At 68.9% G+C, this 24,560-nt stretch carries 25 protein-coding genes and 1 pseudogene; 6 read left to right on the top strand and 20 right to left on the bottom strand.

The window, feature by feature from the left end; genetic code table 11:
* Position 1: 1 nt before the first annotated feature.
* Positions 2-712, bottom strand: a complete 711-nt coding sequence (locus ACWF82_RS25140; RefSeq protein WP_452504939.1) for a TetR/AcrR family transcriptional regulator — start codon at positions 710-712, stop codon at positions 2-4.
* 164 nt (positions 713-876) lie between these two features.
* Here ACWF82_RS25140 and ACWF82_RS25135 point away from each other — a divergent pair, with 164 nt between their 5' ends.
* On the top strand, positions 877-1,626 hold the full coding sequence (locus ACWF82_RS25135; RefSeq protein WP_452504937.1) for a class I SAM-dependent methyltransferase: 750 nt from the start codon (positions 877-879) through the stop codon (positions 1,624-1,626).
* Here ACWF82_RS25135 and ACWF82_RS25130 read toward each other — a convergent pair.
* Positions 1,623-2,126, bottom strand: a complete 504-nt coding sequence (locus ACWF82_RS25130) for a DUF6790 family protein (protein ID WP_452504935.1) — start codon at positions 2,124-2,126, stop codon at positions 1,623-1,625. The genes ACWF82_RS25135 and ACWF82_RS25130 overlap by 4 nt on opposite strands.
* Before the next feature lie 150 nt (positions 2,127-2,276).
* Between ACWF82_RS25130 and ACWF82_RS25125 the strand changes: the two are divergent.
* Positions 2,277-3,485: pseudogene (locus tag ACWF82_RS25125) on the top strand (glycosyltransferase); the annotation flags it as partial.
* A 401-nt stretch (positions 3,486-3,886) separates the two neighbouring features.
* Positions 3,887-6,031: a glycosyltransferase family 39 protein gene (locus ACWF82_RS25120; protein ID WP_452504933.1), complete on the top strand. Its 2,145-nt coding sequence runs from the start codon at positions 3,887-3,889 to the stop codon at positions 6,029-6,031.
* 118 nt (positions 6,032-6,149) lie between these two features.
* On the opposite strand, the gene ACWF82_RS25115 is transcribed toward ACWF82_RS25120, so the two are convergent.
* The 10 genes from ACWF82_RS25115 to ACWF82_RS25070 all read right to left on the bottom strand — a co-directional run bounded on the left by ACWF82_RS25115 (position 6,150) and on the right by ACWF82_RS25070 (position 16,938).
* Positions 6,150-6,929, bottom strand: coding sequence for an SDR family oxidoreductase (locus ACWF82_RS25115; protein WP_452504931.1), 780 nt, complete (start codon positions 6,927-6,929; stop codon positions 6,150-6,152).
* A 66-nt stretch (positions 6,930-6,995) separates the two neighbouring features.
* Positions 6,996-7,427 carry a PIN domain-containing protein gene (locus ACWF82_RS25110; protein WP_452504929.1) on the bottom strand — a complete coding sequence of 144 codons (432 nt, stop codon included), beginning with the start codon at positions 7,425-7,427 and terminating at the stop codon, positions 6,996-6,998.
* On the bottom strand, positions 7,418-7,624 hold the full coding sequence (locus ACWF82_RS25105) for a DUF2191 domain-containing protein (RefSeq protein ID WP_452504927.1): 207 nt from the start codon (positions 7,622-7,624) through the stop codon (positions 7,418-7,420). The genes ACWF82_RS25110 and ACWF82_RS25105 overlap by 10 nt, the downstream gene beginning before the upstream one ends.
* A gap of 66 nt (positions 7,625-7,690) precedes the next feature.
* The gene (locus ACWF82_RS25100; RefSeq protein WP_452504925.1) at positions 7,691-8,305 is read right to left on the bottom strand and encodes a TetR/AcrR family transcriptional regulator; all 615 of its coding nucleotides are present in this window, start codon (positions 8,303-8,305) and stop codon (positions 7,691-7,693) included.
* 4 nt (positions 8,306-8,309) lie between these two features.
* Entirely contained in the window at positions 8,310-9,092 is a 783-nt protein-coding gene (locus tag ACWF82_RS25095) for an enoyl-CoA hydratase family protein (RefSeq protein WP_452504923.1), read from the bottom strand.
* A gap of 206 nt (positions 9,093-9,298) precedes the next feature.
* Positions 9,299-10,459 (bottom strand): acyl-CoA dehydrogenase family protein, encoded by a 1,161-nt coding sequence (locus ACWF82_RS25090; RefSeq protein WP_452504921.1) that lies wholly within the window; start codon positions 10,457-10,459, stop codon positions 9,299-9,301.
* A complete protein-coding gene (locus ACWF82_RS25085) occupies positions 10,456-12,465 on the bottom strand; it encodes an acetyl/propionyl/methylcrotonyl-CoA carboxylase subunit alpha (RefSeq protein WP_452504919.1) in 2,010 nt (669 codons plus the stop codon). The genes ACWF82_RS25090 and ACWF82_RS25085 overlap by 4 nt, the downstream gene beginning before the upstream one ends.
* A gap of 14 nt (positions 12,466-12,479) precedes the next feature.
* Positions 12,480-14,078, bottom strand: a complete 1,599-nt coding sequence (locus ACWF82_RS25080; RefSeq protein WP_452504917.1) for an acyl-CoA carboxylase subunit beta — start codon at positions 14,076-14,078, stop codon at positions 12,480-12,482.
* Complete coding sequence (locus tag ACWF82_RS25075; RefSeq protein ID WP_452504915.1) at positions 14,075-15,226, bottom strand: acyl-CoA dehydrogenase family protein; 1,152 nt, start codon at positions 15,224-15,226, stop codon at positions 14,075-14,077. The genes ACWF82_RS25080 and ACWF82_RS25075 overlap by 4 nt, the downstream gene beginning before the upstream one ends.
* On the bottom strand, positions 15,223-16,938 hold the full coding sequence (locus tag ACWF82_RS25070) for an acyclic terpene utilization AtuA family protein (protein ID WP_452504913.1): 1,716 nt from the start codon (positions 16,936-16,938) through the stop codon (positions 15,223-15,225). Before ACWF82_RS25070 ends, ACWF82_RS25075 begins: the two co-directional genes overlap by 4 nt.
* 85 nt (positions 16,939-17,023) lie before the next feature.
* On the opposite strand from ACWF82_RS25070, the gene ACWF82_RS25065 reads away from it, so the two are divergent.
* Together ACWF82_RS25065 and ACWF82_RS25060 are read left to right on the top strand one after the other, a co-directional pair.
* Positions 17,024-17,167 (top strand): hypothetical protein, encoded by a 144-nt coding sequence (locus ACWF82_RS25065; protein ID WP_189027590.1) that lies wholly within the window; start codon positions 17,024-17,026, stop codon positions 17,165-17,167.
* 50 nt (positions 17,168-17,217) lie between these two features.
* A complete protein-coding gene (locus ACWF82_RS25060) occupies positions 17,218-17,532 on the top strand; it encodes a hypothetical protein (RefSeq protein ID WP_452504911.1) in 315 nt (104 codons plus the stop codon).
* 7 nt (positions 17,533-17,539) lie between these two features.
* On the opposite strand, the gene ACWF82_RS25055 is transcribed toward ACWF82_RS25060, so the two are convergent.
* From ACWF82_RS25055 to thiO, 7 genes are all read right to left on the bottom strand, one after another.
* Positions 17,540-18,301: an adenylate/guanylate cyclase domain-containing protein gene (locus tag ACWF82_RS25055; protein WP_452505013.1), complete on the bottom strand. Its 762-nt coding sequence runs from the start codon at positions 18,299-18,301 to the stop codon at positions 17,540-17,542.
* Positions 18,302-18,638: 337 nt separating this feature from the next.
* The gene (locus tag ACWF82_RS25050) at positions 18,639-19,394 is read right to left on the bottom strand and encodes an ABC transporter permease (RefSeq protein WP_452504909.1); all 756 of its coding nucleotides are present in this window, start codon (positions 19,392-19,394) and stop codon (positions 18,639-18,641) included.
* Complete coding sequence (locus ACWF82_RS25045; RefSeq protein WP_452504907.1) at positions 19,394-20,326, bottom strand: ABC transporter ATP-binding protein; 933 nt, start codon at positions 20,324-20,326, stop codon at positions 19,394-19,396. Before ACWF82_RS25045 ends, ACWF82_RS25050 begins: the two co-directional genes overlap by 1 nt.
* 99 nt (positions 20,327-20,425) lie before the next feature.
* Entirely contained in the window at positions 20,426-20,833 is a 408-nt protein-coding gene (locus ACWF82_RS25040; RefSeq protein WP_452504905.1) for a hypothetical protein, read from the bottom strand.
* Between the two features lie 170 nt (positions 20,834-21,003).
* A complete protein-coding gene (gene thiG / locus ACWF82_RS25035) occupies positions 21,004-21,765 on the bottom strand; it encodes a thiazole synthase (RefSeq protein WP_452504903.1) in 762 nt (253 codons plus the stop codon).
* Complete coding sequence (gene thiS, locus ACWF82_RS25030; protein ID WP_452504901.1) at positions 21,758-21,973, bottom strand: sulfur carrier protein ThiS; 216 nt, start codon at positions 21,971-21,973, stop codon at positions 21,758-21,760. Before thiS ends, thiG begins: the two co-directional genes overlap by 8 nt.
* Positions 21,970-23,052 carry a glycine oxidase ThiO gene (gene thiO, locus ACWF82_RS25025; RefSeq protein WP_452504899.1) on the bottom strand — a complete coding sequence of 361 codons (1,083 nt, stop codon included), beginning with the start codon at positions 23,050-23,052 and terminating at the stop codon, positions 21,970-21,972. The genes thiS and thiO overlap by 4 nt, the downstream gene beginning before the upstream one ends.
* 79 nt (positions 23,053-23,131) lie before the next feature.
* Here thiO and thiE point away from each other — a divergent pair, with 79 nt between their 5' ends.
* Positions 23,132-23,833 (top strand): thiamine phosphate synthase, encoded by a 702-nt coding sequence (gene thiE / locus ACWF82_RS25020; RefSeq protein ID WP_452504897.1) that lies wholly within the window; start codon positions 23,132-23,134, stop codon positions 23,831-23,833.
* Between the two features lie 9 nt (positions 23,834-23,842).
* Here the strand turns inward: thiE and ACWF82_RS25015 are convergent, their stop codons facing one another.
* On the bottom strand, positions 23,843-24,475 hold the full coding sequence (locus ACWF82_RS25015; RefSeq protein WP_452504895.1) for an NUDIX hydrolase: 633 nt from the start codon (positions 24,473-24,475) through the stop codon (positions 23,843-23,845).
* Positions 24,476-24,560: the final 85 nt, after the last annotated feature.

The following is a 24,560-nucleotide window of genomic DNA, read 5'->3' as shown; positions in this document are numbered from 1 at the left end:
GCTAAGAATCGCGGAGAGGCGGAACAGTGAACGCGTCGCGCAGCGGCTTGGACGGGTCGATCCTGACTCCGTTGAAGCGCGCGTGCGCCTGCGCCAGCGCCGAGATGCTCTCGGCCAGATACTCGACGAATCGCTCGACCGGCATCGCCGAGACTTCGCGCTGATTCGCGCCGAGCCACCAGTCTGTGGCCGAGGCCACCGCACCGAAAATCGAATAGTTCACCAGTTCGATCCCGGCCACGTCGACCGATTCGGTCGGCAGCAGACCGGCGAAGAATTCGGCAGCGCGCCGCGCTGACTGCCTGGCGGCGACCAAGGCCCGTTCCGTTTCCTTGGCCTGCTGGCTGAAATGACTGTGCAGCATGAACCGGAAGACATTCGGGTGCTCCGAGACCACCGCCACGTATTCGGCGGCGGCACGACGGACCAGGTCGGCGACGGAATCGTCGGTGAGATTCACCCCGCTGAGCATGCGCTCCCACAGCATGTCGCGGACGCGGTCGACGATCGCGTTGTAGAGGTCGGTCTTGTCCTCGAAATGCCGGTAGAGCTTCGGCTTGGCCGCGCCCGCTTCCTTGGCGATATCGCCCATGCTCACATCGGGGCCGACCCGATCCAGGGCACGGAAAGCGGCGTCGACGAACTCGATGCGCACCTGAACCCGGTGTTCGCGCCACCGCTCGGTCCGCGCATCGACACGACGGCCCGGCATCTCGTCTGCCTTCCGGTAACCCCGCGTCACGGGCAGAAGCTTATTGGGGCGATCGGCTCCAGGTCTCCGCGGGGCGGCATTTGCCAGAATAGCAATTTTACTTGCCGGTTTTCCTCGGGGCCTGCACTATCGAATAGATTCCGCCCCAGACCGAGGAGCCCTTGATGACCGAACGACCGACCACCGCGAGTACATCGGTAACTCACCGGGTACGGGCAAACTCGCACCCCTCCGAACAGCAAGCCGCCAACGCTGCACGGGAGGCACACGAGTCTGGCCTGAATTCCCGGGGAGGCGGAACAGCCGCTGAGCAGTTCTGGGAAGACTTCTATCGCGAACGCGAGCAGATCTGGACCGGCAACGCGAACAAGACCCTGGTCCGCGAGGTCAGCGGCCTGCCCGCCGGTACCGCCCTCGACCTCGGATGCGGTGAGGGTGGCGACGCGATCTGGCTGGCGAAGCAGGGTTGGCGGGTGACCGCGGTCGACATCTCGACGACGGCGATGGAACGCGGCGCCCAGCACGCGGCCGCGGCCGGTGTGCAGATCACCTGGGCCCGCCACGATCTGCACGCGGACTTCCCCGCCGGCAGCTTCGACCTGGTCTCCGCGCAGTTCCTGCATTCGCCGGTCGAGCAACCCGACGAGCGCGCGACCATCCTGCGCAAGGCGGCCGCCGCCGTCGCGTCCGGTGGTGTGCTGGTGATCGGCGGGCACGCCGGCTGGCCGAGCTGGGTGACAACGCCACCGCACGGCCACATCGCGTTCCCGACCATCGAGCAGGTGCTCGAGCAGCTGGCGCTCGGACCCGAGTGGCAGGTGGAGACGGCCGAACTCGTCTACAGCCCCTCGACCAGTCCGGACGGAGTGGAGGGCGAGCGCGCCGACAGCGTGCTGCGCCTGCGCCGCGGCTAGCGCACGGTGGCCGCTTCGGCTTCGGGCACCGCGTCGCCGTTGCTTCGTCGCGACAGCACGTAGAGAACCCACATGACGATCGGCAGGAGGATGTCGGTCCACAGCGGGATCCCGATGTTGTAGGGCTTGGTGTTGTCTTCGGCCACCCAGTAGTAGATGTGTCCGGCCGCGTCGCCCCAGTACTGAATGGTCAAGACGACGATCACGCACAACCAGAAGTGGCCACGGAACCAATAGGCCATGATGCCGACCACGCCGATGGCCAGGTCGCCCATCGCGTTCTCCCATTGGAAGCCACCGTCGCCGCGGGTGTAGCCGATCTGTTCGGCGACATTCGCGCCGTCGAAGATGTGCGCGGCCGCGCCGAGAACGGACGCGACGCCGACAACAGCCACCATCCACCACACCATGTGGATATCGGCCGCCGGGCGGCCCGGCTGGCGTCGGCTCTGCACGAACGCGCCGATGAGGGCGACCAACACCGCGATGATCGTTGGCATCGGGAATGCCTCCATGCTTCCAGGCGATCACTGTTCCAGCATGTCGTCGAACCCACCCAGTTTAGCCAGCTCGGAGGCTTCCGCCGATCCCCAGCAACCTCCCAGCTCGGTCCCAGCTCGGTGGCAGCGCCGCCGCCGAGGGTGGGTGCCATGACCCAGACCGAGGCCGAGCCACAGACCACGCAGAGCACCCGCGCGCCGGTGCTCGACGTGGTGATTCCCGTCTACAACGAAGAAACCGATCTGGGGGTGTGCGTGCGCAGGCTGCACGCCTACCTGCGCGCGGGATTCCCGTTCACCGCCCGGATCACCATCGCCGACAACGCCAGCACCGATGCCACCCTGGCCGTGGCGCACCTGCTGGCGACCGAACTCGACGGCGTCCGGGTCCTGCACCTGGACGCCAAAGGCCGCGGGCGAGCGCTGCGCACCGCGTGGACCGGGTCGGACGCGGCGGTGGTGGCGTACATGGACGTCGACCTGTCGACCGATCTGGACGCGCTGCTGCCGCTGGTCGCGCCGCTGGTGTCGGGGCATTCCGATCTGGCGATCGGCACCCGGCTCGACGCGGCGGCCAGGGTGGTGCGCGGACCCAAGCGCGAGATCATCTCCCGCTGCTACAACCTGCTGCTGAAAACCACACTGCGTGCGCACTTCTCCGACGCGCAGTGCGGTTTCAAGGCCGTGCGCACCGAGGTCGCCCGTGAGCTGCTGCCGCTGGTGCGCGACGGCGAATGGTTCTTCGACACCGAACTGCTCGTCCTGGCCGAGCGCGCCGGGCTGCGCATCCATGAGGTGCCCGTCGACTGGATCGACGACCCCGACAGCCGGGTCGACATCATCGACACCGCCCGCAAGGACCTGCGCGGAATCTGGCGGCTGACCAGGGCGCTGGCCACCGGCGCGCTGCCGCTGGACGAACTGCGCGCCGCCGTCGGCCGGGAACCGCTGGTGGCCGGGGTGCCGCTCGGGATGGTCGGCCAGCTGGTGCGATTCGCGATCGTCGGCGTGAGCTCGACGCTGGCCTACATCGTGCTGTACCTGCTGTTGCAACCGCTGTTCGGCGGGCAGGGCGCGAACCTGGTGGCACTGCTGGTGACCGCGGTGGGCAATACCGCGGCCAACCGGACGTTCACATTCGGTGTGCGCGGCCGAAGGGACGCGGTCTCTCACCAGTTCCAGGGCCTGGCGATCTTCGGATTCGGGCTGGCGATCACCAGCGGCTCACTGTTCGCCCTGCACCGCTGGGCTCCCGATGCCCCCGTCGCGGTGGAACTCGGCGTCCTCGTCACCGCCAATCTCGTTGCGACACTCGCCCGTTTCGTCGGCCTGCGCTGGGTCTTCCGCCATGCGGGCTCCGACCGCCCCGCGATCACCGCTGACGGCTCGGCCACAGACCGCACCGCCGCGATGCGCGGACGTGTCGGACCCGAGCACGCCGCCCTGCGCCTGCCCGCGCCCGGTGGAGGTGGTTCGACGGCCGCCACCCTCGCTGCGCCGTCACCACTCGACACCGCGACCACTGCTGACGGTTCGGTCTGCCGACGCTCGGCCGCCGAGCCCGTCGCATGCGACACCGCCGCCGGCAACGCGGCCGCCGACAGCCCAGCGACCGACACTGGGGGCTCGGCCTACCGGCGCTGGACCACTGGGCCCGCTGCATGCGTCACCACCGCCGGCAATGCGGCCGCCGACCGCCCGGTGACCACCGCTGTCGGCACGGAATCGACACCGCGCCCGGGCACGCCGGAGGTGCGTCGATGACTGCCACGATCGAGCGGCCGACCACTGCCGGCGCCGAGCACACCGTTTTGGCTCGAACACGCTGGGAATTGCCAGGATTGGCGGTGCTGTTGGTCGTCACCGCCATCGCCTATCTGATCAATCTGAGCGCCAACGGGTGGGCCAACGACTTCTATGCCGCTGCCGTGCAAGCGGGTTCGCAATCGTGGGAGGCGTTCTTCTTCGGCTCCTCCGATGCGGCGAACTCGATCACCGTGGACAAACCGCCCGCCTCGCTATGGGTGATGGAGCTGTCGGTGCGGCTGTTCGGGCTCAACAGCTGGAGCATGCTCGTACCGCAGGTGCTGCTCGGCGTGGCGTCGGTCGCGGCGCTGTGGGCGGCGGTGCGCCGGTCGTTCGGAGCCGCCGCCGGGCTGATCGCGGGGACCGTGCTCGCGGTGACTCCCGTTGCGGTGCTGATGTTCCGGTTCAACAACCCCGACGCCCTGCTGGTGCTGCTGATGACCGCGGCTGCCTGGGCGATGACCCGGGCCGTCGCCGACAGCCGATGGCGCTGGTTGCTGCTCACCGGCGGCCTGATCGGCTTCGGCTTCCTCGCCAAGCAGTTGCAGGTGCTGCTGGTGGTGCCCGCGCTGGCGCTGACGTATCTGATCGCGGGCCCGCCCAAGCTGGGCAAGCGCATCGCGCAATTGTTCGCCGCCGGTGCGGCGATGGTCGTCGCGGCGGGCTGGTGGCTACTGACGGTGGAACTCTGGCCTGCCGATCAGCGGCCGTGGATCGGTGGGTCGCACGAGAATTCGATCATCGAACTCACCCTCGGCTACAACGGGCTCGGCCGGTTGAACGGCAACGAGCGCGGCAGCGTCGGACCCGGCGGTGAGCTGCCAGCGGGCGGCAACGGGATGTGGGGCAGCACCGGGATCACCCGGCTGTTCGAGCCGGCGCAGGGCGGTCAGATCGCCTGGCTGATCCCGGCCGCGCTGGTCGCCCTGGTCGCCGGACTTGTCCTGCGCAGACGCGCCCCGCGCACCGATCGCCGCCGCGCGACGCTGATCCTGTGGGGCGGTTGGTTACTCGTCACCGGCCTGGTGTTCAGCTTCATGGCTGGGATCTTCCACCAGTACTACACGGTGGCCCTCGCCCCCGCCGTCGCCGCGCTGATCGGCATCGGCGCCGTGCAGCTGTGGGGTGCGCGAGACCGCCTGTGGGTGCGCCTCACCTGCGCGCTCGCCATCGGCCTCACCACCGCGACCGCGTGGGTGTTGTTGTCGCGCAGCGCTTCCTTCCAGCCATGGCTGCGCTGGACGATCCTGGCAATCGGCGTCCTCGCGACCATCGCGGCCGCCTTCCCGCTCGCTCGGAGGCAATCGCTGATCGCCGCGATCGCCGCCGCGTTCATCGGCCTCGCCGGGCCGGTCGCCTATTCCGTCGACACCATCGCCACCGCGCACTCCGGTGCGATCCCGTCCGCCGGACCGAGTGCCGGTGGGATGGGCGGGATGGGCGGACCCGGTATGCGTCCCGACGGCGGGGACGGACGAATGGGCACAGCGCCCGGCAACACCGGAACCGGCACCACACCGACGGACGGCTCCCAAGGCTGGAACATGCCCCCAGACGGCAACTCCCAAGGCGGCGCCATGCCCCCGAACGGCTCCACCGCGCAAGGCGGCAGTGTGCCCTCGGACGGCGCTGCCGCGCCCGGCGGCGGCATGCAATCGGGCGGTGCGGCGATTCAGGGAGGCGCGTCGCAGCCGGGCGGTGCCATGCAGGGTGGTCGTATGGGCGGTGCGGGTGGCTTGCTCAGTGGCTCACGTCCGAGCGAGCAGATCGTCACGCTGCTCGAACAGAACGGAGGCGACTACACCTGGGTCGCCGCGACGGTCGGCTCCAACAGCGCCGCCGGATACCAGCTGGCCACCGAACTGCCGGTAATGCCGATCGGCGGCTTCAACGGCAGCGACCCATCCCCCACCCTCGAACAGTTCAAGACCTATGTCGCAGAGGGCGAGATCCACTACTTCGTAGCGGGCGGCCGGGGCGGACCCGGCGGGACCAGCGAGTCGACCAGCTCGGCCATCACGGCCTGGGTGACGGCGAACTACACCGCGACCACGATCGACGGAGTGACGCTCTACGACCTGACCCAACCGAAGTCGTAGCCGCTTCGCACGAAAGAACGGGAGCAGCACCAGCATTCGAGACAGGACCTGGCGGATCGCACTGATCCGCCAGGCCCTGGCTCGGCGCGGACCCAGTAGGTCTTCACGCGGGGCGCAGTCACCGACCGGACGGAACGGTCGCGGCGACCCATTCGGCGAAGGTCGGGCCTGCCAGGGTGGCGTGGGCGGAGGGCAGGAGGGTGCCGTTCTCGAACTGCTCGCGATCGGGGTTGGCATTGTCGGAGACCTCGATAACCTGGATGGCGTCGCCGCGGGCCGCGAGCAGGGTGGTGGCAGCGGCGGCCATGGTCTCCGGCTGCGGGCCCGCGATCTCGGGGAACGGAACATCCTCGGCCGGAATCGGATTCGTCGCGAGGTCGACCAGTGCCTCGGCTACCGTGCGGGCGGCGACCAGTTGGGTGCGCATCCCTTGCAGGTAGGCGATCTGGCCCTGGGTACCCCACTGCACCATCACCTCGACGAGTTCGTGGAACTGTGCGGCACGCAGGATCTGTACGGGCACCGAGCCTTTCAGCAGTTCCTGCTCGTGGGCGAGCTTGGCGGCGTTGTAGCCGGCGAGGGAGCCGTCGATGCCGATGATGGAGACCACGACCAGGCGTTCCACTCCCGCCCGCTCGCCGGCGGCGTGCAGGTTGCGGGCGGAGGCGGTGAAGAACTCCGTCGCCACCTGCTGGTCCGCCGAGGGGGTGCTGGAGGCGTCGATCACGATGTCCACCCCGGTCAGCGCCTCGTCGAGACCGGCGCCGGTCTCGATGTCGACGCCGTTCGCGCGGGAGAATGCCACGACCTCGTGGCCGCGCTCGGTCAGTACGTCCACGACGTGCTTGCCCAGCCTGCCGGTCGCACCCGCCACCGCGATCTTCTTCTGCTCAGCCATGATCTGCTCCTTCGTCGCTTCTTTCGCGTTCACAGAGACGACGAAGCGGCGTGGCGGAGTGTGACATCAGGATTGTTCGAGGCTTCCTCGTGGCGCTACCCAGCGGTGATTGAGGTCGACGACCGAGGCGACTGTTTCGAAGTCCGCGTCGTAGTGGACAAGGACCAAGCGATGTTCGACCGCCAGAACCGAGGCGAGCAGGTCGTGGATGCCGACCGATCGGTGCCGACCCGAGCGTGCCAGTTCCCGCTGCACGACGAACGCGCTGTGCCAGTGTTCGTCGTTGGTGGGCAGATATTCGTAGGCCGCCCGTCGGCGGAACCGGATCTCCTCGTAATCGGCCGGATTTCGGGCGCTGTACAGCGCCTCCGAGTCAAGTGGGCCGCAGGTGGCGACCAACCCCGCTTTGATCAGCGGAGCGATTTCGGCGGCGACTGCGGGATGGCGCATCCGCGCGGACGCGCTCGTGTCGAGCAGGTAGCGCGCCGTTATCGCCATACGTCGTCGCGCCGATCCTTGTCGGCCATCTCGGCCATACCGCCGTTGATCAACCACTCGACTTCGCGTGCACGAGCACGAGCCACCACAGCCGAGTTCAGCGCGGCTCGAACGGTATCGGAGACGCCCGAAGTCCCGAGTGCGTCCTGCGCGGACGCGAGTAGTTCATCGTCGATCTCGATAAGCCGTTTGGTCATGTCGCAGTCCCTCGATATATCCCCCATGCGCGGAGTATATACTCGCAACATCGCAGGTCACAAGGGTCAATCGGGGGTGTTGAGGGCCGCGTGGAGGGTGGCGGCCCACTGCTCGACGATCAGTTTCCGGCGTGCGGAGTCGTCGGTGAGGACATCGGCGAGGCCGAGTCCGCGGGCAAGATCGAGGGTCGCCTGAACCAGGTGATGGTTGACCGGATCGGAGTCGTCGACCCCGAGCGCTTCGACCGCCCGGCGGTGCGCGATCCGGCCGAACCGCGCCTCGAGCGGGACGATCCGCTCACGCAGAGCCGGGTCGGCGGCGGCATGGGTCCACACCTGCAACGCCGCTTTGAACAGCGGCGAGGTGTAGGACTCGACGAGACCGGACACGACAGCGCGGGTACGGCCGACACCCTCGGCGACCGCGCTGATGGCGGCGGCCTCGGCGGCCGACTGATCCATCCTGGTGTCGAACATGTACTCGAGCGCGCCGGTGATCAGATCTTCCCTGGTGGGGAAATGGTGCTGGGCGGCACCGCGCGACACCCCGGCCCGTTCGGCGACCACCGACACGGTGGCGGCTGCCCAGCCGGTTTCGGCCAGGCAGTCGATGGTCGCCTCGAGCAGCCGCTGCCGGGTGGCCCGGCTGCGGTCCTGCTTGGGTTCGTGGGGTGTCGCCATCGGACTATTGTGCCCAGCTGGGCGGGCGCTTCTGGAAGAAGGCGGTCATGCCCTCGATCACCTCGGGGGTGCCGAAGAAGCCCGCCGAGCGCTGCGCGAGCTCCTCGGCCTCGGCGTCGAAGCGCGCGAGCAGGACCGAGTTGACCAGCTTCTTGGACTCCGCCAGACCCTGCGGCGAACCCTTGCGCAGCTCGCCACACAGGCGTTTCACCTCGGCGGCGGCATCGGCGGCCGCGATGGTGACCAGCCCGATCTCCCGCGCGGTCGCGGCGTCGAACTTCTCGCCGGTCAGGAAGTAGCGGCTCGCCGAGCGCTGGTCCAGCCGCGGCACCAGCGTGAGCGAGATCATGAACGGCGCCATCCCGATGCGCACCTCGGTGAGCGCGAAACTGCTGCCGGGTCCGGCGACGACGAGATCGCAGGCGCCGATGATGCCCATGCCACCGGCACGCACATTGCCCTCGATCTGCGCGACGACGGGCTTGGGCGAGGCGAGGATGCCACGCAGCACGTCGATCATCACGCGGGTGCGCTGATCGGCCGCGGTCGCCGGATCGGCGGTGCTGGCCTCTTTCAGGTCGGCGCCCGCGCAGAAGGTGTCGCCGGTGTGCGCGAGCACGATGCCGCGCACGGCGGGATCGGTGTTCGCCGCGTCCAGCCCGGCGAGCAGCTCACGAACGAGCTTGGACGACAACGCATTGCGGTTGTGCGGGGAATCGAAGGTCAACGTCGCGAACCCGTCGACGACCTCGTAGCGGACATAGGGCGCAGCTTCAGGATCACTCATCGAATCCACCTCACCTCTCAATAGATCAAACTCAACTCTGACGCATCCCCAGCCCGCCCCCGCGACCTCGAGGAGCGGCGGCCACACAGTGGCCGGTCGCGGCCGGGTCGCCGGTCAGGCGCCGTTTCGTAGGCGACGAAGGAGCAAGAAACGGTGCCTGACCGGCGGCCCCTAGGGGCCGCGACTCGAACGCGCCAGCGCTCCAACTAATACGAGCGCGGCAAGCCGAGCGAGTGCTGGGCCACGAAGTTCAGCACCATCTCGCGGCTGACCGGCGCGATGCGCGAGATGCGCGCGGCCTGCAGCATGGCCGCGAGACCGACCTCGCGGGTCAGACCCGAACCGCCGTGGGTCTGGATCGACTGGTCGAGCGCCTTGATGCTGGCTTCCGCGGCCGCGTACTTGGCCATATTGGCCGCCTCGGCGGCGCCGAACTCGTCACCGGCGTCGTAGAGCGTCGCGGCCTTCTGCATCATCAGCTTGGCCAGTTCCAGCTCGATCTTGACCTGGGCCAGCGGATGCGAAATGCCCTGGTGCGCGCCGATCGCCGACTTCCAGACCGTGCGCTCCTTGGCATATTCCACCGCCCGGTCGATGGCGTAGCGGCCGAGGCCGACCGCCATGGCCGCGCCCATGATGCGCTCGGGATTCAGGCCGGCGAACAGCTGCGCGATGGCGGCGTCCTCGGAACCGACGAGGGCGTCGGCGGGCAGGCGCACATCGTCGAAGAACAGCGTGAACTGGTTGTCCGGCTCCACGATGTCCATCTCCTGGACGTTCTTCACCAGGCCGGGCGCGTCGACCGGGACGATGAACAGCGCGGGCTTGAGCTTGCCGGTCTTGTGGTCCTCGGTGCGCGAGACCACCAGGATCGCCTCGGCCTGATCGACACCGGAGATGAAGATCTTGCGGCCGTTGAGGATCCAGTCGCCGCCGTCGCGGCGGGCGGTGGTGGTGATCTGGTGCGAGTTGGAACCGGCGTCGGGCTCGGTGATCGCGAAGACCATCTTCGACGAGCCGTCGGCCAGCTTGGTCAGCCAGGTCTGCTTCTGCGCGTCGGTGCCGTACTTGGTGATGATGGTGCCGCAGATCGCCGGGGAGACGACCATCAGCAGCAGCCCGGCGCCCTGCGCCGCCAGCTCCTCCTGCACCAGCGCCAGCTCGTACATGCCCGCGCCACCGCCGCCGAACTCCTCGGGCAGGTTCACGCCGAGGAAGCCGAGCTTGCCCGCCTCGTCCCACAGCTCGGTGAGCGGCTCGTTCTTGCGCGAGAGCGGCAGCACGTAGTCGCGGTAGTTGTACTTGGCCGCCAGCGACGCGACCGCCGCGCGCAGCGCCTTCTGCTCTTCGGTTTCGATGAAGCTCATGCCTGCTCCTGCTCTTCTTCCTCGACGACGGCGAGGACGGTTCCGACCTCGACCTGCTGGCCGACGGTCACATTGAGTGCACTGAGAATGCCGGTGGCCGGTGCGGCGATGGTGTGTTCCATCTTCATCGCCTCGAGCCACAGAATGGGCTGACCCTGCTGCACCTGATCGCCTTCGGCGGCACCGAGGCGGATGACGCTGCCTGGCATCGGCGCGAGCAGCGAACCGGCCGCGACCTGCTCGGAAGGATCGGTGAAGCGCGGCAGCCTGCGCACGGCCACCGGGCCGAGCGGGGAATCCACCGCGACGAGGTCGCCGTAGCGGGCGATCTCGAACTGCCTGCGCACCGGGCCACGCTCGCCCGGCACCGCCAGCACGACGCGCTGCGGCGTCGCCGAGATCAGCTCCAGGCCATCGTGGCCCTCCACCGCGACACCGGTCCGGGTGAAGCGGTAGCGCACCTCGTGTGTGCCGGAGGTGCGGCTCTCGTAGGACTTGGTCTGCGGCAGCGAGGCCAGGTTGCGCCAGCCGCTGGGCGCCAGCCGGGTGTAGCGGCTCGCGGCGTGGTTGGCGGCCGAATCGGCGAGGGCCGCGGCCACGATGGACAGCGCTTCGTCGGCATCGGAGGCCAGCGGCGCCGACAGCGCGGCCAGATCGTGGGTGGCGAAGAAGGCGGTGTCGGTGTCACCGGCCAGGAACGCCGGGTGCCGCAGCACCCGCACGAGCAGGTCGCGGTTGGTCACCAGGCCGTGGATCTTGGCCCGCTGCAACGCCGTAGCGAGCAGATGCGCCGCCTCCGCGCGAGTCTCGGCGTAGGAGATCACCTTGGCCAGCATGGGGTCGTAGTGCACGCCGACCACGGAATCGTCGACGACACCGGTGTCCAGTCGCACACCCGGCTGGTCGAGCACGGTGAATTCGCCGGTGGTGAACGGGATCTCGATCTTGTGCACCGGACCGCTCTGCGGCTGCCAATCGTGGGCCGGGTCCTCGGCGTAGAGGCGCACCTCGATCGAGTGGCCGCGCTGGGCGGGCTGGGCGGCGGGCAGCGGCAGACCCGAGGCGACCTGCAATTGCAGGCGGACCAGGTCTAGTCCGGTGGTCTGCTCCGTGACCGGATGTTCCACCTGCAGCCGGGTATTCATCTCCAGGAAGAAGAAGTCACCCTTCTCGTCGGCCAGGAACTCGACGGTGCCCGCGCCCTCGTAACCGATCGCCTCGGCGGCCAGCCGGGCCGCCTCGAACAGCCGGTCCCGCATGCCGTCGATCTTCTCGACCAGCGGAGACGGCGCCTCCTCGACGACCTTCTGGTGCCGCCGCTGGATCGAGCACTCACGCTCGCCGACGGCCCAGGTCTTGCCGAAGGTATCGGACATGACCTGCACTTCGATGTGGCGGCCGGTCTCGAGGTAGCGCTCGCAGAACACGGTCGGATCGCCGAAGGCCGACTCGGCCTCGCGCCGGGCGCCGGCGATCTGATCCTGGAGCTCGCTCAGCTCGCGCACCACGCGCATACCGCGACCACCGCCACCGGCGGAGGCCTTGATGAGCACGGGCAGGTGCGCCTCGGTGACTTCGGCGGGGTCGAGCTCGGCGAGGACGGGGACACCGGCGGCGTCCATCATCTTCTTCGACTCGACCTTCGAGCCCATCTGCTCGATGGCCGCGACCGGCGGGCCGATCCACACCAGACCCGCGTCGAGCACGGAACGCGCGAATTCGGCGTTCTCCGAGAGGAATCCGTAGCCGGGGTGAATGGCGTCGGCACCGGCCGACAGCGCCGCCTCGATGATCAGCTCGCCGCGCAGGTAGGTCTCGGCGGGAGTGTTGCCGGGCAGCCGGATAGCGGCGTCGGCCTCCGACACGTGCGGTGCCGCGGCATCCGCGTCGGAGTACACCGCGGTGGTGCCGATGCCCATCCGGCGGCAGGTGGCGAACACGCGGCGCGCGATCTCACCACGGTTGGCAACGAGAACGTTCGTGATCCGGGGTGGGGTGGGGGACATAGACACTGTGCGCCTCACATTCGGAAGACGCCGAAGCCCTCGGCGCCTTGGATCGGTGCCGAATGAATGGCCGACAGGGCCATCCCCAGCACGGTGCGGGTGTCACGGGGGTCGATGATGCCGTCGTCGAAGAGCCTGCCCGACAGGAACATCGGCATCGCCTCCGCCTCGATCTGCGCCTCGACCATCGCGGCGAGACCGGCGGCGGCCTCCTCGTCGAACGGCATGCCCTTGGCCTCGGCCGCGCCGCGCTGCACGATGGTGAGAACGCCGCCCAGCTGCGCGCCGCCCATCACGGCGGACTTCGCGCTCGGCCAGGCGAACAGGAAGCGCGGGTTGAACGCGCGCCCGCACATGCCGTAGTGCCCGGCGCCGTAGGAGGCACCGACCAGCAGCGAGATATGCGGCACCGTGGAGTTGGCGACCGCGTTGATCATCATCGCGCCGTGCTTGATGATGCCGCCGTGCTCGTACTCCTTGCCGACCATGTAGCCGGTGGTGTTGTGCAGGAACAACAGTGGCGTGTTCTTCTTGTTCGCCAGCTGGATGAACTGGGTGGCCTTCTGCGATTCCTCGGAGAACAGCACGCCGCGCGCGTTGGCCAGGATGCCGATCGGGAAGCCGTTGATCTCGGCCCAGCCGGTGACCAGGCTCGAGCCGTAGAGCGGCTTGAACTCGTCGAAATCGGAACCGTCGACGACGCGGGCGATGACCTCGCGCGGGTCGAACGGGATCTTCAGATCCGAGGGCACGATGCCGAGCAGTTCCTCGGGATCGTAGAGCGGCGAGATGACCTCCGCGCGCGGCTCGGGGCCCTGCTTCTTCCAGTTCAGCCTGCGCACGATATTGCGGCCGATCCGAATCGCGTCCTGCTCGTCGGCGGCCATGTAGTCGGCCAGACCCGAAGTGCGGGCGTGCATCTCGGCGCCACCGAGGGTCTCGTCGTCGGAGTCCTCACCGGTGGCCATCTTCACCAGCGGCGGGCCCGCCAGGAAGACCTTCGCGCCCTCCTTGACCATCACCACGTAGTCGGACATGCCGGGGATGTAGGCGCCGCCGGCCGTCGAGTTGCCGAAAACCAAAGAGATGGTGGGGATTCCGGCCGCCGAGGCCTGGGTGAGGTCGCGGAACATCGCGCCACCAGGGATGAAGACTTCCTTCTGCGTCGGCAGATCCGCGCCGCCGGACTCGACCAGCGAGATCACCGGCAGGCGGTTCTGCTTGACGATCTCGTTGATGCGCAAGGTCTTGCGCAGTGTCCACGGGTTGGACGTGCCACCGCGCACGGTCGGATCGGGCGCGACGATCATGCACTCGACACCCTCCACGATGCCGATACCGGCGATCGTGGACGCGCCGACATGGAAGTCGCTGCCCCAGGCCGCCAGCGGGCACAGCTCGAGGAACGGCGAGTCCTCGTCGAGCAGCAGTTCGATGCGCTCACGGGCGGTGAGCTTGCCGCGCTTGTGGTGCCGGGCCACCTTCTCGGGGCCGCCACCGGCGATCGCCTTGGCGAACTCGGCCTCGACCTCGGTGAGCTTGGCTGCCATCGCCTCGGCGGCCGCGGTGTACTCCGGCGACGCGGTGTCGATGATGGAACGGAAGGTCGTCACGACTGGTACCCCAATACTTTCGACGCCAGCATGGTCAGGATCTCGTTGGTGCCGCCGCCGATGCCGATGATGCGCACATCACGGTAGATGCGCTCCACCTCGGACTCGCGCATGTAGCCCATGCCGCCGTGCAGCTGAACCGCCTGGTTGGCGACCCATTCGGCGGTCTCGACGGCATTGTTCTTGGCGAAGCACACCTGGGCGATCAGGTTCTGATCACCGGCGACGAAGCGTTCGACCAGGGCCCGGGTGTAGGTGCGCGACACATCGACCCGCTGGGCCATCTCGGTCAGCGTCATCTGCACCTTCTGGCGGCTGATCAGCGGGCGGCCGAAGGTCTCCCGGTCGCGGCACCACCGCACGGTGAGATCGAGGGCGCGCTGGGCCAGCGCGTACGCCTGCACCGCGAGGCCGACCCGCTCGCTGACGAAGGCGTTGGCGATCTGCGCGAAACCGGTGTTCTCACCGCCGACCAGGTTCGCCGCGGGCACCCGCACGTCGACGTAGGACAGTTCGGCGGTGTCGGAGGCCAGCCAGCCCATCTTCTCCAGCTTGCGGCTGACGGTGAAGCCCGGCGTATCGGTCGGCACGATGATCAGCGAGACACCCGCCGCGCCGGCGCCGCCGGTGCGAACCGCGGTGACGACGAAGTCGGCGCGGCAGCCCGAGGTGATGAAGGTCTTGGCGCCGTTGATGATGAAGTCGTCGCCGTCGCGCACCGCAGTGGTGGTCAGGTGGCCGACATCGGAGCCGCCGCCGGGTTCGGTGATGGCCAGCGAGCCGATCAGGTCGCCGCGCAAGGTCGGCTTGGCCCACCGCTCGATCTGTTCCTGGTTACCCGAGGCGATGATGTGCGGCAACGCGATTCCGCAGGTGAACAGCGACGCCCATAGACCGCCGGAGGCACCGGCGAGGTGGATCTCCTCGCCGACGATGACGGTGTCGATGATGCTGCCGCCCTCGCCGCCCGCCGATTCCGGGTACTCGATGCCGAGCAGGCCGAGTTCACCGGCCTTCTTGTGCAGCTCGCGGGGCAGCGACCCCTCGCGTTCCCAGGTGTCGAGGTCGGGCAGGATCTCCCGCTCGACGAACCCACGCACGCTGGCGCGCAGCTCTTTTCGTTCCGGCGTGTCCCAAACAGACGTCATGCGAGCAGCTCCGTCGGCATATCGATGTGGCGGGAGCGCAGCCATTCGCCGAGCCCCTTGGCCTGCGGGTCGAAACGCGCCTGGTAGGCGACGCCCTTGCCGAGCAGGCCGGAAATGATGAAGTTGACGGCCCGCAGGTTCGGCAGCACGTGCCGGGTGACGGTCAGTTCGGCCGTCTCGGGCAGCAGTTCCCGCAGCTTCTCGACCGTGAGCGTGTGCACCAGCCAGCGCCACTGCTCGTCGGTGCGCACCCAGACGCCGATATTGGCGTCGCCACCCTTGTCGCCGCTGCGGGCGAGAGCGATGGTGCCGAGCGGGACGCGGGTGGTCTCCGTCGGCGGCAGGTCGACGGGCAGTTCCGGCTCGGAAACCGGTTCGAGCACAGCGGTTTCGGCGGCGGGTGCGATGGCGACGCGGGTGCCGTCGGCCAGGACCGCGGTGTGCGGCACCTCGTGCGCGTCGACGAAGCCCGGCGTGAAGACGCCGTAGGGCGCGCCGTTGCCGGGCAGGGTGGTGAAGGTCGCGCCCGGGTAGCTGGCCAGCGCCAATTCCACGGCGACACTGGAGAATCCGCGGCCGACCTTGTTCGGATCGGGATCACGCACTACACAGCGCAGCAGCGCGCTGGCCTGCTCCTCGGTGTCGGCGTCGGGACGGTCGAGCCTGGCCAGCGTCCAGGACAACTCGGCGGGCTTGGCGGGCAGCCAGGCTTCCAGCTGTCGTCGCGCCAGTGCGGCTTTGGCCTCGATGTCTAGTCCGGTGAGGATGAATTCCATCTCGTTGCGGAAGCCGCCGAGGGTGTTCAGCGAGACCTTGAGCTGCGGCGGGGGTGCCTCGCCGGTGACACCGCTGATCAGCACCCGGTCCTTGCCCTCCTGGCTGAGGGTGATGCTGTCGAGCCGGGTGGTGACATCGGGGCCCGCGTAGCGCGCGCTCTGGATTTCGTACATGAGCTGGGCTTCGACGGTGTCGACGGTGACCGCGCCGCCGGTGCCGTCGTGCTTGGTGATGACGCTCGACCCGTCGCGGCGGATCTCGGCGATCGGGAAGCCGGGGCGGCCGATGTCACCGAGTTCGGTGAAGAAGGCGAAGTTGCCGCCGGTGGCCTGGGTGCTGCACTCGATCACGTGACCCGCGACGACGGCACCGGCCAGCGCGTCGTAATCGGTTCGGCCCCAGCCGAAGTGAGCCGCGGCGGGGCCGACGATCACCGAGGCGTCGGTGACCCGGCCGGTGACGACGATGTCGGCGCCGGAGTTGAGACATTCGACGATGCCCCACGCGCCGAGGTAGGCGTTGGCGGTGAGCGGCTGGCCGAGGCCGAGCTCGCCGGCACGTGCGACCAGGTCGTCACCCTCGACGTGGGCGATCTTGGCGTCGAGGCCGAGGTCGGCGGCGACCTTGCGCAGCCGCTCGGCCAGCCCGGCCGGGTTCAGGCCACCCGCGTTGGTGACGATCTGGACGTTCTTCTCCAGCGCGAGGGCCAGACAGTCCTCGATCTGCTTCACGAACGTCTTGGCGTAGCCGAGGCTGGGATCCTTCATCCGGTCGCGGCCGAGGATCAGCATGGTGAGCTCGGCGAGGTAGTCGCCGGTCAGCACGTCGAGCTGCCCGCCCTCCAGCATCTCGCGCATCGCGCTGAGCCGGTCGCCGTAGAAGCCGGAACAGTTGCCGATCCGGATCAGGTCCGGGTCCGCCGAGAGTGCACTCATGAACCCCAGGATCACACCGGTTCAGAAAAAAAGCAAGCATGCGTGCTTGTTAATTGCGGGCAATCGACCAGGCAAGATGGAACCTATGTCATCGGTCCTCCTCTTCGCCCTGGCCGGATTCCTGCTCGGCGGCGCCTACACGACCTGGAAGAACAACCGCGCGATGTCGATCGCGCTGATCGCCGCCGCCGTGCTCGCCGCGGTCGGCGCGGTGCTCTGGTTGCAGTAGGAAAGGTTTTCGAAAGCCCGGGGCAAGGCGGCCGCAGTTAGCTCTGGGGCATGTTCACTTGGTACGTCGGCCTGCTGGCCGTCAGCGGCATCGCGATGATCTTCATGGCCAACGTCGGGAACGGGCAGAGCGAGCTGGCCCGTGTCCTCAACGCCGTCTTCGGCATCGGGTTCCTCGGTTACGCGGGCTACCTGGCGTTCGTCTTCGACGGCGGCAGCTACCTGATCTTCTTCCAGGCGTTCATCCTGCCGGTGCTGCTCGCGATCAACTTCGTCAAGTCGACCAACTGGACCGCGCTGACAACCAGGCCAACCCCCACCCAGCAGGCCTGGCGCGCCTACCAGCGCGAACAGCAGCGCGGCTGAGGCCGGCTTACACGCTGAGTCTGAAGATCCGGACGTCCTCGGGGACGCCGTTGAGCGGGGCGGCCCAGAAATTGCGTTTGTAGGGCTTGACGGTGGCACCAAGCTCGGTGAGGGTTTCCGGGCGCAGGGCGGCCAGGGTGGTACTGGAGAGCATCATGTTGCCGTTGCCGCCTGCTTCCATCATGCGGGCAGCGATATTGACGTCGACGCCGAGCCAGTCGCCGCCGATCTCGCGCGGGGAGCCGGTGTGCAGGCCGACGCGCATGCGGGGCTTGTAGCCGTCGATCTCGACCTCGGCCAGATTGCGGCGAGCGGCGATCGCGGCGCGGACCGCGCGGTCGGGCGAAGAGAAGACCGCCATCAGTCCGTCGCCCATGCGTTTGACCACCTGACCGCCACGCTCGGCGATCGGCGGCTCGATGGCCTTGGCCACCTTGCGCAGCAGTTCCAGCGTGCGCTCGTCGCCCGCGGCGAGCGACCAGCTCGAGAACGACACCAGGTCGGTGAACACGATCGTCACCTCCTCGGTGCCACGACCACGACCGATCCGCTCCAGCGCGGCCTGCCAGACCTGTAGCGCGCCGAACCCGATCTCCCTGCCCACGCTCGGGCTGCCGCCGACGAACCGGTCCGCCGCCCTGGCCACCGCGCGAGCGCCGCCGGGTCCCGACACCGACAGCGGATCACCGAACGCCGGGTCACCGGGGAGCTGATGGCGGGCCTTGCGCACCGCGCCGATGACATCGGCGCGACGGTTGGCCGCCTGCAATTTCGACGAGATCTGGGCGCGCCGCCGACCGGATCGCGCCCCGGCGTCGTCGGCTTCCGCCTGCGACGCATCGGACTGCCCACTCCCGGTGGGCTCCAACGGGATCACCACCTCCGCGGCAGCGTCACGCTGCCGCGGATCCACCCCGCCAGAAGGCGTTTCACTCACGCCCCGAGGGTATACGACGACCGCCGGTCCGCTGCTTGTGTACAGCGGACCGGCGGTCGTACCTTCGGCAACCGGGCAGCGGCAGCCGAAGGCCGGGTCGCGCGACCTCCCGACAAGGTCGCGGCCCTCGCGGCCCGGGCTCTTGCGAGGGCAGCCCGGGCTGGCTTTGTCAGGCGTCGCGGCGGTTGACCACCACGAGCGCACCGCCGAACACGATCGCCACGAAGACGGCGAAGTAGATCAGGCTGCCCCACACGCCCCAGTGCCAGTTGCCAGACACTTCCTCGACGCTCAGGAACCGGTTCGCGTTCGCGAACGGCAGCCACGGATTGACAGCGCGACCGAAGCTGCCGAACGCGCCGAGCAGGCCCTCGATCAGCAGCGGCCACAGCACGATCAGGGAGATGGCCGCCGCGGACTGGCGCACCAGCACGCCGACACCGATCGCAAGCAGCACCGAAAGGAACGCGTAGATCGGGATGCCGTAGATCGCTCGCCAGTTGCCGTCGAGCACCAGCATCGGGGCGCCGTCACCGGCGATCAGCTTGGCGACGACGAAGGCGACCAGCGCGAGTACACCGGTCAGCACCGCCGCGTACACGCCGACCAGACCGGCCTTGGACACGATCACCTTCGACCGGTTCGGCACCGCGAGGAAGCTGGACCGGATCACCCCGAAGCGGTATTCGCTGGTGACCGTCAGGGCGGCCATGATCATCAGCACCATCACGCCGAACCCGGTGACCCCGGAGGCGGCGAGGCTGGGGGTCAGCGCGGGCGGCCCCTGCCCCGGCTCCGCGTCGATATTGGTGATCACCGCCATCAGCGCGGCCAGGCCGATACCGAGGAGAACCACGATCGCCGAGCACCACCAGGGCGAGCGGGTCGAGGTGAGCTTGATTCGTTCCGCAGCGAGCACGCCCATCAGAGCGCACCTCCCATCACCTGGTCGAAGCCTGCGCCGTGGTACTCCACCGCGCCGCCGGTCATCCGCATGAACGCCTCCTCGAGGGAGGCCTGCTGCGGGGCCAGCTCGTAGAGCGTGACGTTGTTGGTTCCGGCCACCTTGCCGACCTCGTCGCTGGTCACGCCCGCGACGATCAGCGCGGCATCGCCCTCTTCCCGCACGGTCATGCCGTGCGAGGTGAGCAGGCTGCGCAGCTGGTCCAGCTGGGGGCTGCGGACCCGGACCGACTGCTCGGAGGCGCGGTCGATGAAGTCCTTGGTGGTGGTGTCGGCGATGAGCTGACCACGCCCGATGACGATCAGGTGCTCGGCGGTCTGGGCCATCTCCGAGAGCAGGTGGCTCGACACCAGCACGGTGCGTCCCTCGGCGGCGAGGCGCTGCATGAACCGGCGGATCCACAGGATGCCCTCGGGGTCGAGGCCGTTGACCGGCTCGTCGAACAGCAGCACCTTCGGATCGCCGAGCAGGGCGCCTGCCAGGCCGAGCCGCTGCGACATACCCAGCGAGAACCCGCCCGCGTTCTTGCCGGCCACCTCGGAAAGGCCGACCAGCCGCAGCACCTCCTCGACCCGCGACTTCGGCAGGTCGTTGGACGCTGCCAGCCACTCCAGGTGCGCGCGCGCCGAACGGTTCGGATGCACCCACTTGGCATCGAGCAGCGCGCCGACCTGGGTCAGCGGACGCTCCAGATCCTCGTAGCGCTTGCCGTCGATCAGCGCGGTACCCGAAGTCGGCCGGTCGAGGCCGAGGATCATCCGCATGGTCGTCGATTTACCGGCACCGTTGGGTCCGAGGAACCCGGTCACCTGTCCTGGGTGGACGGTGAACGAGAGATCCTGCACCGCGACGGTCTGGCCGAATTGCTTGGTCAGGCCCCTCAGCTCGATCATGAGCCCCAGCTTGCCTGACAAACGTGGCGAGCGCGTCGCCGTGAGGTCGCGAGTCGGGTCATCCTCGAGGATGATCCGAACCCTGAGACAGTACGACCTTCAGCCGCCCGTGGAACACCAACGCCGCGCGAGCGCAGGCAGATGACGGGAAGCATCGGCCATGTCGTCCGCATACGCGACGAATTCGGCGCAGCCTTCCGCGATGGTCTTACCAAGGGCCGATTCCACGAATTGAGTGCTTCCGCCCACCAGAACGAACTCGTCGACGGACAAGAGCACCGCTGCCGAACGATCCGGCGAAACCAGCACGACATCGAACGGAGCGAAAGCCGCCCGCCAATCATCCACCTCGGGCAAAGCCGCCAGGCAAGCCTGACCGGGCGCATCCGCACCGAGATCGGACGTCGCGAGGCAGTAGACCTCATCGTGCCCATGCCCCGCGAAAGCGGCCAGTATCCGCAACCCCAACGGATCATCAGCCAGATCCGACACCTCCGCCGCGGGCACCACACAACGCCCAGGGACCGATAGCCACCTGGCACTCAGCTCTTGCGCAGAATCCAAGACCTCTGCCCGAATCCGACGAGCTTCCGCACTGTCGAGTCTCAACACGCTCCCGCTCTTCATCGACGTGACGGAATGCCACCAGGGACGGAGAAACGCAGCACGGGGTCGAGCTAACGGGCCGGGGAAGAGGCCTGGGCCCAGAACCGCTTGGGGATGCGGCCCGCCTCGCGGGCGAGGTAACCGGCCCGCACGGCGGCCGCCATTGCTGTGGCCATCAGTTCCGGTTCGCGGGCTCGGGTGACCGCGGTGGCCAGCAAGACCGCCGAGCAGCCGAGTTCCATGGCGAGGGCGGCGTCGCTGGCGGTGCCTATGCCCGCGTCGAGGATGACGGGCACGCCCGCGGCGGCGACGATCATCTCGATGTTGTGTGGGTTGCCGATGCCGAGGCCGGTGCCGATCGGGGAACCCAGCGGCATGACCGCGGCGCAGCCCGCGTCCTCAAGGCGCTTGGCGAGCACTGGGTCGTCGTTGGTGTAGGGCAGGACGACGAAACCGTCGTCGACCAGCTGTTCGGCGGCGTCGAGCAGCTCGAACGGGTCGGGCAGCAGGGTGCGCTCGTCGGCGACGACCTCGAGCTTGACCCAGTTGGTGTCGAGCGCCTCGCGCGCCAGCTGCGCGGTGAGCACGGCCTCGGCGGCGGTGCGACAGCCAGCGGTGTTGGGCAGCAGAGTGATGTCGAGGCGCTTGAGCAGGTCGAGGACGCCGGTGCCGCCCGCCGCGTCGACCCGGCGCATGGCCACGGTGGTGAGCTCGGTGCCGGAGGCGACCAGGGCCGCTTCCAGGACGGCCAGGTTCTCGGCGCCGCCGGTGCCCATGATCAGGCGCGAGCCGAATTCCTTGTCCGCGATGCGCAGTGGCGCGGGCTCAGCCACCCTGCACCGCCGTCAGCACCTCGATGGTCCAGCCGCGGCCGACCTGCTCGTCCCAGCGCGACTTCGGGAACACCGCGCCGTCGACAGCCAATGCCACGCCCTGGCACGGCAATTCGAGTCGGGTGAGCAGTTCGCGAATGCTCAGCGGCTCGGCGAACTCGTGGTCGACACCGTTGACGGTGACGCCGATCGGAATGGTCGAGGTCATCGAACTCCTCCTTGGAACAGCTGCAACGCCGGAAAACGTTGCGGTGATGCGACTTCCGCGATCGCGGGCGACTCGTCGCCGAGCAGGCGCGGGACGAGGGTCGCGGTGATGGCGAGGGTGAGCATGCCGTTGCGACCGTGGCCGGTGGCGGCGACGACCCGGTCGTCGAGCGGGCCGAGCAGCGGCAGGTTGTCGGGGGTGCCGGGCCGGGAGCCCGCATTCGCCTCTGCGAGTTCGTATTCCGAGATGCCGGGCAGGATCGCCTCGGCGTCGGCGATCAGGTCGCGCACGCCGCCGACGGTGACCGTGGTGTCGAAACCGGCTTCGTACTGGGTGGCGCCGACGACGATGCCGTCTTCGCGCGGCACCAGGTAGACCTGCCTGCCGTGCACGCGCGCCCGGATCACCCTGCTCGGCGCCGGGCTCACGCCGGGACGCTGCCGCAGCCGCAGGATCTCACCCTTCACCGGCCGCACCGGCAGGCCGGGCCACAGGTCCGCGGAGCGTGCGCCCGCGGCGAGCACCACCCGGTCGTGCGGTAGATCATCCAGTGCGGCAACGGCTTCCGTGCGAATCTCGACGCCTGCGGCAGTGCAGGCGGCGGTTAACGCACGCAGCACCCGACGGTTGTCGATCGCGGGTTCGGTGGTGGCCAGCAGACCGGCCCGGACCGTACGGGCCAGCACGGGCTCCACCGCGCGCACCCCGGCACGATCCAGTACTCGCAGATCATGACCGAAACCGGCCAGCCAGTCCGCGACAGTGCGCAGGTCGGCGGCATCGGCGCCGTCGAGGGCGACGGTCAGCGTCTCGTCGGCGACGAAGACCGATTCGCCGGTCACCGCGCGCAGCCGCTCGGCGAACGCGGGCCAGGCGTCGAGCGCGGCCGCGCCGAAGGCGAGCACCCGGTCCTCACCGGGCCAGCCCTCCGACAGCGGCGCGAGCATGCCACCGGCCACATAGGACGCGCCGGAACCGGGCGCCGGATCGAAGACGGTGACGGTCCAGCCCGCCTCGGCGGCCTGCCACGCGACGGCGAGTCCGACGGCGCCGCCGCCAACGACCGCCAGCGTTCGCATCACGTCCCACCTGTCCTTTTCCGCCTGTCGAACGCCTCGGCGTTCGCGTCTCCACGTTAGCGCGACTACCGTCGACACCGTGCAGCCCTCCCATCCGAATCGTTCCGTCCCGCCCAGGGAGCGCTTGTCCAGCGCGCTGCTGTATCTGTGCACCGACGCGCGCCGGGACAAGGGTGATCTGGCCAGGTTCGTCGATGCCGCGCTCGCCGGTGGCGTCGACATCGTGCAGCTCAGAGACAAGGGGTCGCCCGGTGAGGCCGAATTCGGCCCGCTGGAGGCCAAGGGCGAGCTCGGCGCGCTGGCCGAGATCAAGGCGGCCACCCGCAGGCACGGCGCGCTGCTCGCGGTGAACGACCGCGCCGACATCGCGCTGGCCGCCGGCGCCGACGTCCTGCATCTCGGACAGGGCGACCTGCCGCCCGCCTACGCGCGCCGCATCCTCGGCCCCGACGTGGTGATCGGCCGGTCTACCCACAACCGCGCCCAGGCCGGTCTCGCCGCGATCGACGGTCACCTGGACTACTTCTGCACCGGCCCGATCTGGACCACCCCGACGAAGCCGGGCCGTCAGGCCGCTGGCATCGACCTGGTGCGATCCACCGCCGACGCGCATCCGTCGATGCCGTGGTTCGCGATCGGCGGTGTCGACACGGCTCGTCTGCCCGAAGTGCTGTCCGCTGGTGCGCGGCGGGTCGTCGTTGTCCGCGCGATCACCGAAGCGGCCGATCCGGAAGCGGCGGCTCGGGAACTCAAGCAGGCCCTGCTCGCCGCTACCGACTGAGCCGGACGTTCAGGACAGCAGCTTCGTGAGCGCGGCGGCGAGTTCGCCGGGCTCGTCGGGGCCGATGGTCACCTCGTCGCCAGGTCCGCCGGGCTGGGTGTGCAGCCAGAAGAATCCCCGATCGGCGATCTCGACCGTGCGCGGCAGGTCGGGTACGGGAGCGTCCGCGAATCGGACGCGCACCGGCACCGCGCGCAGGGCGATCCAGGCCAGCGCGAAACCCGGGTGCAGCGGCAGGTCGGTGACCTCGTCCTCGGGCACCCAGACCAGCTCGGAGCTCTCCTTGTTGGCGACGGTGGCCAGCGGGCTCTCGGCGTCGGCGACCACGGTGGTGTAGGTCCACCCGCTCGGCGCGGTCATCGTCAGCCGTTCGGCGCGCACGCGCAGGAGGTCGGCGGTGATGCCCGCCTCCTCCCAGGCTTCCCTGACCGCGGCGTGTTCGGCGCTCTCGTGCGAATCCCGCGCGCCGCCGGGAATGGCCCAGGTACCGCCCTGATGACTCCACGGCGCCCGGTGCTGTAGCAGCACCGCCGAACCGCCACGGGGCAGCGGCGCGCGCAGCAACAGGCCCGCCGCGCCGTACTTGCCCCAGTGCCGAACTCCGCCCGGGCTGTTCGACCAGCCGTCTCCGTCACCGCGCATCCAATACTCTTTCCTCCGTAGCAGCCGAGCAGCAACCGCTTCGGGGGTGTCTGAGGGGCTGCGCCACCGGTACGACAACAATAAA

It is taken from the genome of Nocardia sp. NPDC055053, assembly GCF_053608285.1.
This window is presented reverse-complemented; position numbering and strand designations above follow the sequence as displayed.

Bases quoted from the DNA above. Each gene is read 5' to 3' on its own strand.
- ACWF82_RS25140 (WP_452504939.1), bottom strand. From the start codon at position 712: ATGCCGGGCCGTCGTGTCGATGCGCGGACCGAGCGGTGGCGCGAACAC.
- ACWF82_RS25135 (WP_452504937.1), top strand. From the start codon at position 877: ATGACCGAACGACCGACCACCGCGAGTACATCGGTAACTCACCGGGTA.
- ACWF82_RS25130 (WP_452504935.1), bottom strand. From the start codon at position 2,126: ATGCCAACGATCATCGCGGTGTTGGTCGCCCTCATCGGCGCGTTCGTG.
- ACWF82_RS25120 (WP_452504933.1), top strand. From the start codon at position 3,887: ATGACTGCCACGATCGAGCGGCCGACCACTGCCGGCGCCGAGCACACC.
- ACWF82_RS25115 (WP_452504931.1), bottom strand. From the start codon at position 6,929: ATGGCTGAGCAGAAGAAGATCGCGGTGGCGGGTGCGACCGGCAGGCTG.
- ACWF82_RS25110 (WP_452504929.1), bottom strand. From the start codon at position 7,427: ATGGCGATAACGGCGCGCTACCTGCTCGACACGAGCGCGTCCGCGCGG.
- ACWF82_RS25105 (WP_452504927.1), bottom strand. From the start codon at position 7,624: ATGACCAAACGGCTTATCGAGATCGACGATGAACTACTCGCGTCCGCG.
- ACWF82_RS25100 (WP_452504925.1), bottom strand. From the start codon at position 8,305: ATGGCGACACCCCACGAACCCAAGCAGGACCGCAGCCGGGCCACCCGG.
- ACWF82_RS25095 (WP_452504923.1), bottom strand. From the start codon at position 9,092: ATGAGTGATCCTGAAGCTGCGCCCTATGTCCGCTACGAGGTCGTCGAC.
- ACWF82_RS25090 (WP_452504921.1), bottom strand. From the start codon at position 10,459: ATGAGCTTCATCGAAACCGAAGAGCAGAAGGCGCTGCGCGCGGCGGTC.
- ACWF82_RS25085 (WP_452504919.1), bottom strand. From the start codon at position 12,465: ATGTCCCCCACCCCACCCCGGATCACGAACGTTCTCGTTGCCAACCGT.
- ACWF82_RS25075 (WP_452504915.1), bottom strand. From the start codon at position 15,226: ATGACGTCTGTTTGGGACACGCCGGAACGAAAAGAGCTGCGCGCCAGC.
- ACWF82_RS25070 (WP_452504913.1), bottom strand. From the start codon at position 16,938: ATGAGTGCACTCTCGGCGGACCCGGACCTGATCCGGATCGGCAACTGT.
- ACWF82_RS25065 (WP_189027590.1), top strand. From the start codon at position 17,024: ATGTCATCGGTCCTCCTCTTCGCCCTGGCCGGATTCCTGCTCGGCGGC.
- ACWF82_RS25060 (WP_452504911.1), top strand. From the start codon at position 17,218: ATGTTCACTTGGTACGTCGGCCTGCTGGCCGTCAGCGGCATCGCGATG.
- ACWF82_RS25050 (WP_452504909.1), bottom strand. From the start codon at position 19,394: ATGGGCGTGCTCGCTGCGGAACGAATCAAGCTCACCTCGACCCGCTCG.
- ACWF82_RS25045 (WP_452504907.1), bottom strand. From the start codon at position 20,326: ATGATCGAGCTGAGGGGCCTGACCAAGCAATTCGGCCAGACCGTCGCG.
- thiS (WP_452504901.1), bottom strand. From the start codon at position 21,973: ATGACCTCGACCATTCCGATCGGCGTCACCGTCAACGGTGTCGACCAC.
- thiO (WP_452504899.1), bottom strand. From the start codon at position 23,052: ATGCGAACGCTGGCGGTCGTTGGCGGCGGCGCCGTCGGACTCGCCGTC.
- ACWF82_RS25015 (WP_452504895.1), bottom strand. From the start codon at position 24,475: ATGCGCGGTGACGGAGACGGCTGGTCGAACAGCCCGGGCGGAGTTCGG.